The following is a 6,685-nucleotide window of genomic DNA, read 5'->3' as shown; positions in this document are numbered from 1 at the left end:
CAACACAGAGTACACAAAGGACACAGAGCAATCCTGTAATGAAACACCTCCGTGTAACTCTGTGAGACCTCTGCGAAACTCCGTGTGAAAACCAAACACGTATACAGCAAAAAAATTCCAACACAGAGTACACAAAGGACACGGAGCAGACCAGCAATGAGATACCTCCGTGTAACTCTGTGAGATCTCTGTGAAACTCGGTGTTAAAATAACTAGCACAAAATGCACGAAACAATTCCGTCATAAATATCATATTTGAGGTCCCGCTTGTATTCGCGACCTTTACCCCGTTTACATGAGACACACCATCATATCCGTCATCCGGAAAGACCGGACGTTCATCATTTCAGCCCTTGCCCTGTTCGTGCTGATGCTGGTCATGGAGAACGTCAACGGGCGTTTCTGGCTTTATGACTTTAAGGTGATGTACGCTGCAGCTGATGCACTCATCAACGGCAAGCAGGTCTATGGGATACCCTTCGGACTTGATACCGGCTATTACAAATACTCCCCGGTCACCCTCATCTTCTTTATCCCTTTCGCCCTTCTTCCCTACCCGATCGCAAGTGTGCTGGATTTTCTGATGATTGCCATGAGCATCATCGCCCTCATCCTTTTATTGGTGAGGCTAACAAACAAACGCATCTTCCGGGCTGAGACATACAGTCAGGGCGTATTGTTCGCCATCCTGGCCTGCGTGATTGTGCACCTCGTAAGGGAGCTGCATCTGGGCAATACCAATATATTCCTGATGCTATTTCTTACGCTTGGCTTATACTTTACCTTAAAAGAAAAACCCTGGTTAGCCGGCATCCTCCTTGCGATAGCCATCCTTACCAAACCCTATTTCATACTGGTTTTGTTACCCCTGGTTCTTCACCGGAAATTCAAAGTGGTGTTGGGTACTTTGGTGACCATGGGCGGACTGGCAGGGATATTCATATTGGCAACCGGGATCACGAAAGGCAAGGAATTATTTACCGACTGGGTCCGGGCCATGGGTGCGCACTCAGGATACCTGGCCAGCAACCATACCATCTCATCGCTTTTGCATCAATACACGGGCATCACGCTGCCCCTTTCATTTTCCTTCTACATGCTGGGCGGAGCACTGATACTATTATTCGTTACATTTTGGTGGACGACAAAAGGAAAAACGCCATCGCCCTCAGACCTTCTCGTCCACTACTTCGCCGGCGTCGCCCTGGTGCCCAATATCCTCATTACCGACACAGAACACTTCCTGTTTTCCATCCCTTTGATCACCCTACTGGTCCTATATCTCTTTCACAAAAGAAATACCCGCCTTACGGTGCTGTTCGCGGTCATCTTCCTTCTTTATGGCGGCAATATCACCGACCTGTGGGGCAAGAGCTTGTCGATGACGCTGGACAACTGGGGATTGCTGGGTGTTGGCAATCTGGGGGTGATTGTCGGGGCGATGGTTGTTGGGTTGAAGGTAGGTAGTAGGCAGTTGGCAGGAGAATGTCATTAGACAGTAGAAAATTCTATTCTGCCAATGGATTTTAGAAATTAGATAAAAGACATTAGAGATTAGAACATTGACCGCTTTGACCAATAAAGAATATCAATCCGAAACGTATGGATAATATTATATACTATACAGATCCCTCGCTGCGCTTCGGGATGACAGGATTAAGAGGTCAACGAAAAGATAAAAGCACGCGATTGGGTTATTTAAATCATCAATATGTCAATCGCGTGCTATTATTTTTTTCCACGTTAGACACAACGGTCTTGTCATCCCGAAGCGCAGTGAGGGATCTATCATTGCACAATGTCTTTTTCCTAATGTTTATTTTCCTTTGTCTAGTGTCTAATTTCTAAAATCCATTTTCTAACCTCTAATGTCTTTTGTCCAACATCTAACATGAGAACGCCCATCCATCTAACCATCCTGTGTTTAGCAGTAGCACCTGCATTATGCCCTGCGCAGAGCTGTGACCAGATGAACCTGCAGTTGGAGGCTGACATTCCAAGCGATTGCGGTCACCTTATGGTTACGATGACCCATGACACCAAAGACCGGCCCTACCTGTATGTGGCACATAAAGAATCGGGGGTAAGCATCTATGACATCAGTGCACCCCAGACCCCGACGCTGGCCGCCAATGTTCCGTTAACCTTGCTGGATTCCCTTCAGGTCATGAGCCTGTCACAAGATGGTGATTACCTCTACCTCGCCACAGGCACACACTTTAACGATACCGAATACTCCGGCATGGCTATCATCGATGTATCTGATCCTACCAACCCTGTGGTAACAGACCTATGGCATCACCCCACCGGAACCGGCGGCAGCGGCATTGTGCGGGTGGAAGGAGACATTGCCTATCTCGGCGCCATGAAGAACGGGCTGGTTTTGCTGGACGTTTCAAACAAAGACAGCATCGCCTTTCTCTCCGAAATTATACCGGATATCAACTGGCCGGTAAACAACCCCAATGCAGACCTGTACAATGCCCGCGGCATGGAAGTGATCAATGGCATTGTATACCTGTGCTATGATGCCGGTGGCGTGCGGGTGATCAACTGCACGGATCCGAAAGCGCCGGTGGAAACCGGAAGGTTCTGCAACCCGGTCATGTACACACCCATAAATCGGCCAAGGGCTTACAACAACATCGTGATCAACAATAACCTGGCCTATGTAACGGTCGATTACTGCGGTGTGGAAGTGTGGGACATCTCGGATACATCCGCCATGACCCTGGAAGGATGGTGGAATCCGTACAATTGTCCGAACAACAACTGGTTCACCAGTCCGAGCCATGCCAACGAGATCCACCTGGACGCCCAATGCAACAAACTGTTTGTATCCACCGGGAAAAGCGACCTGATCGTGCTTGACCTGTCTTCAGGCCCCACCCAACCCGATTCATGCACCACATACGGAGGAACAGGAAACGGCATCGGCACCTGGGGGGTAAGCATTTACAACGAGTTTGCCTACCTCTCCTATGTCTGCACCCTTGGCGTCCCCTTTGCATCCAACTGGTCAGGGGTGAAAATATTGAGGAGTCCCTGGTGCACCACCTCCACCCCGGAGTCTTACCCGGATCTCATGGAGATATCCGTCTTCCCGCAACCCGCCAGCCGGGACATCACGGTTTCAATGCCCGCAAGCAATGCCACATTCTCCCTGATCAGCATCAACGGAAGTGTGGTCAGTGCCGGTGAAATAGATGGTGAATCTGAAAGCATCGATGTATCCGACCTGGAGCCGGGGATCTACTTCCTGCACCTGTCAACGGGTGACTCCGATATCTGGAAAAAGATCGGTGTTATCCGGTAGTCCGGTTCTCAATCACCCCTGAAATTCTTGTTTAAATAAACTTAACATACACCAGTGGCCAAATCACGCCCCCTACTTTGCTCCTACTCCCGAATTTTCTACCTTCGCCCGACCAAAAATCCAAAAGCAAGTAAGATGAAAACGTATTCAAAGTGGGTCGTCCTTTGTGCATAGGCGACGATGCTGGCATGTGGCAGCGGACCGGAAGAAAGTGCACAAAGCGCAAAAGTATACGCCACCCCCAAAGAATTTCTCGACGAATTCGACCAGAAGTTTCAGGACCTGTATACCAAAGCGCAGGAACAAGAGTGGCTTCTCAACACCCATATTGTGGATGGGGACACCCTGACAGAAAAGCGTCAGCAGGCTGCCATGGAAGCACTCTCCGGCTACCTCGGAAGTGATGAAGTGGTGAATGCCGCCAAAGGTTTTCTCGAGAAGAAAGATTCCCTGACACCGCTCGAGGTGAGACAAATGGAAGCCATCCTCTACATGGCCGCTTCCTCACCTGCCTCCGTGGCCAACATCGTGAAAGCCAAGATCGCCGCCGATGCAAGACAAACCACAAACCTGTTCAAGTTTACCTACACTTTGAATGACAAGGAGGTCTCCACGAATCAACTGGACTCCATCCTTGCTCATTCCACCAACGAAACGGACCTACGTCAGGCCTGGGAAGCGAGTAAGACCGTTGGTAAGGTGTTGAAAGATGGTGTGGACACCCTCAGACTCCTCCGCAACCAATGCGTGCAGGCCCTGGGTTACAAAGACTATTTCGCATACCAGGTTTCCGAATATGGCATGAGCACCGATGAGATGAAACAGCTCTGCAACCAAATGGTCGTTGACCTGTGGCCGTTGTACAGGGAGCTTCACACCTGGGCACGCTATCGCCTGGCCAAACGTTTCAACGCACCTGTACCGGATATGACCCCTGCCCACTGGCTGCCAAATCGCTGGGGACAAGCCTGGGGTGACATCGTCAGCGTGGAAGGCCTGGATGTGGATGGTGCCCTGAAAGACAAAGAACCCAGCTGGATCGTTGAAAAGGGCGAGGACTTCTACATGAGCCTCGGCTTCCCGAAACTGCCCGAGGTGTTCTACGAAAAGTCAAGCCTCTACCCTGCTCCTGCGGATGCCGGATACAAGAAGAACAACCATGCCTCCGCATGGCACATCAACCTCGAGCATGATGTACGTTCCCTGATGAGTGTGGAGTCCAACGCCAGATGGTGGGGAACCACGCTTCACGAGCTGGGGCATATCTACTACTTCCTTGCCTACAGCACCCCCGAAGTTCCGATTACCCTGCGCAATGGCGCCAACCGCGGATACCATGAGGCACTTGGAAGTCTGATGGGCCTGGCCGCCGTGCAAAAGCCCTTCCTGGTAAACTTCGGTCTGGCAGATGCCAACGCGAAGACCGACGACATCCAGATCCTCCTGAAGGAAGCTTTGGAGAACGTGACTTTCATTCCATGGAGTGCGGGTGTGATGACTTTCTTTGAACACTATCTGTATTCTGAGAACCTTCCCAAGGACCAGTTCAATGCACGCTGGTGGGAATACAAGAAGAAGTACCAGGGCATTGTCCCTCCGTCCGACCGCGGGGAAGACTACTGTGATGCTGCTACCAAGACACACATCAACAATGACGCGGCACAGTATTACGACTATGCCATCTCCTACATCCTGATGTACCAGTTCCATGACTACATCTCCAAGAACATCCTGAAACAGGATCCGCATGCCACCAACTACTATGGCAACAAGGAAGTCGGTGCCTTCATCGGAAACATGATGAAGACCGGTGCCACCATCGACTGGAGAGAGCATCTTCAGCAAGCCATCGGAAGCGAGCTGAGCGCCAAACCCATGCTGGAATATTTTGCCCCGCTGATGGACTGGCTGAAAACCCAGAACAAAGGCAGGACTTACACTTTGCCCGAGCAACTGTAACATCCTTCCTTACATCATCCCATCCCTGCCGGACATTGACCGGCAGGGATTTTTTTTGCCTGGAATGTGTTGTATGAAATGCGCTTTATCAACCAAAGTGCTGCAAGACCTTACATCATGCGGAATCCGGCGGGTTATTTTCTGACTTTAGTGTATAAAACTTATCATGATGAAGAAAATCGTATTGGGTCATCTTACACACAAAGGACGAACGATGATCCGGTTGGATTTTGACTACGACGTGGAACTGATCGCATTGGCCAGGATGATTGACGGCGCCGGGTGGAGCCGTACCCACCGGTGCTGGTATGTGGAAAACAACCGGGAGAACCTGAAGAACATTTTCGCGGTATTCAGAGGAAAAGCATGGATAAATTCAGAAGGATTCTTTAGTAGAACACCTGCAAGTCAAAAGGAAAAAGAAGATAGACATAAGACTGGACGCAAGCCAGGGAATGAATCTCTTCGGTCTCTTCCTCCTTTGGAGAATGATACAAAAGAAAGCCTGATAAAATTCAGAGGCTGGATGCAGCAGCGACGCTATGCGGAGAATACCATTGCCACCTATCTGGACGGTCTCACCTCATTTCTCAGATTTCATGCCGGAAAGCCGTTGCGGCAGATTAACAAGGATGATGTAATCCGTTTCAACAAAGAATACATTCTGGCGCGTGAATATTCGATATCCTATCAAAGCCAGGTAATCAATGCGGTGAAACTGTACTTCTCAAGGATGGAGGACAGGGCATTGAACGTAGATGAGATTGAACGCCCCAGGAAGGAGTGGAAATTACCGGACATACTGTCTACTGAGGAGGTGGCATCCATTCTCAACGCATTGGAAAACAAAAAACATCGTTGCATGCTTGGGCTGATATATTCTGCAGGTTTGCGCAGAAGTGAATTATTGAAGATGGAGATCGGAGACATAGACAGTGACCGTATGCTGATCAAGATTAGGGCAGCCAAGGGAGCGAAGGACAGATACGTGCCTTTGAGCAGACATATATTAAGCTACCTGAGGGACTATTACAAACAATACAAACCAGAAAAACGTCTGTTTGAAGGACAGAAAGGTGGCTCATACAGCGCAACTAGTCTGGCCCGCATCCTGAGGAAAGGCATGCGTTTGGCCGGTATCACAAAACGCGCTACCTTACACACGCTGCGGCACAGTTATGCCACGCATCTGCTGGAAGCAGGCACAGATTTACGGTATATACAGGAATTACTCGGGCATAAGAGCAGCAAGACAACGGAAATATATACACATGTAAGCAAAAAAGAATTGGGCCGGATAAAAAGTCCGTTTGACAACCTGAAACTGGATAAAAAACATGACGAACCGCCAACCTAAAAAGAGCACATGTCTAACCAAAACGGAGAAACATGTACACTTTTTTGGTATGA

4 protein-coding genes are annotated in these 6,685 nt (G+C 49.4%); all 4 read left to right on the top strand.

Annotated elements, in window-relative coordinates; translation table 11 throughout:
- Nucleotides 1–295: 295 nt before the first annotated feature.
- The 4 genes from KDD36_14355 to KDD36_14340 all read left to right on the top strand — a co-directional run bounded on the left by KDD36_14355 (nt 296) and on the right by KDD36_14340 (nt 6,632).
- Complete coding sequence (locus KDD36_14355) at nt 296–1,495, top strand: DUF2029 domain-containing protein (protein MCB0397830.1); 1,200 nt, start codon at nt 296–298, stop codon at nt 1,493–1,495.
- Nucleotides 1,496–1,969: 474 nt separating this feature from the next.
- Nucleotides 1,970–3,316, top strand: a complete 1,347-nt coding sequence (locus tag KDD36_14350) for a T9SS type A sorting domain-containing protein (GenBank protein ID MCB0397829.1) — start codon at nt 1,970–1,972, stop codon at nt 3,314–3,316.
- Between the two features lie 180 nt (nt 3,317–3,496).
- A complete protein-coding gene (locus KDD36_14345; protein MCB0397828.1) occupies nt 3,497–5,275 on the top strand; it encodes a M2 family metallopeptidase in 1,779 nt (592 codons plus the stop codon).
- A 166-nt stretch (nt 5,276–5,441) separates the two neighbouring features.
- The gene (locus KDD36_14340) at nt 5,442–6,632 is read left to right on the top strand and encodes a tyrosine-type recombinase/integrase (GenBank protein MCB0397827.1); all 1,191 of its coding nucleotides are present in this window, start codon (nt 5,442–5,444) and stop codon (nt 6,630–6,632) included.
- Nucleotides 6,633–6,685 lie beyond the last annotated feature (53 nt).

Source organism: Flavobacteriales bacterium (assembly GCA_020435415.1).
Taxonomy (GTDB): Bacteria; Bacteroidota; Bacteroidia; order JACJYZ01; family JACJYZ01; genus JACJYZ01.
Note: the sequence above shows the minus strand (reverse complement) of the source record. Positions and strands in the feature narration are given on the sequence as shown.

Bases quoted from the DNA above. Each gene is read 5' to 3' on its own strand.
- KDD36_14355 (MCB0397830.1), top strand. From the start codon at position 296: ATGAGACACACCATCATATCCGTCATCCGGAAAGACCGGACGTTCATC.
- KDD36_14350 (MCB0397829.1), top strand. From the start codon at position 1,970: ATGAACCTGCAGTTGGAGGCTGACATTCCAAGCGATTGCGGTCACCTT.
- KDD36_14345 (MCB0397828.1), top strand. From the start codon at position 3,497: ATGCTGGCATGTGGCAGCGGACCGGAAGAAAGTGCACAAAGCGCAAAA.
- KDD36_14340 (MCB0397827.1), top strand. From the start codon at position 5,442: ATGATGAAGAAAATCGTATTGGGTCATCTTACACACAAAGGACGAACG.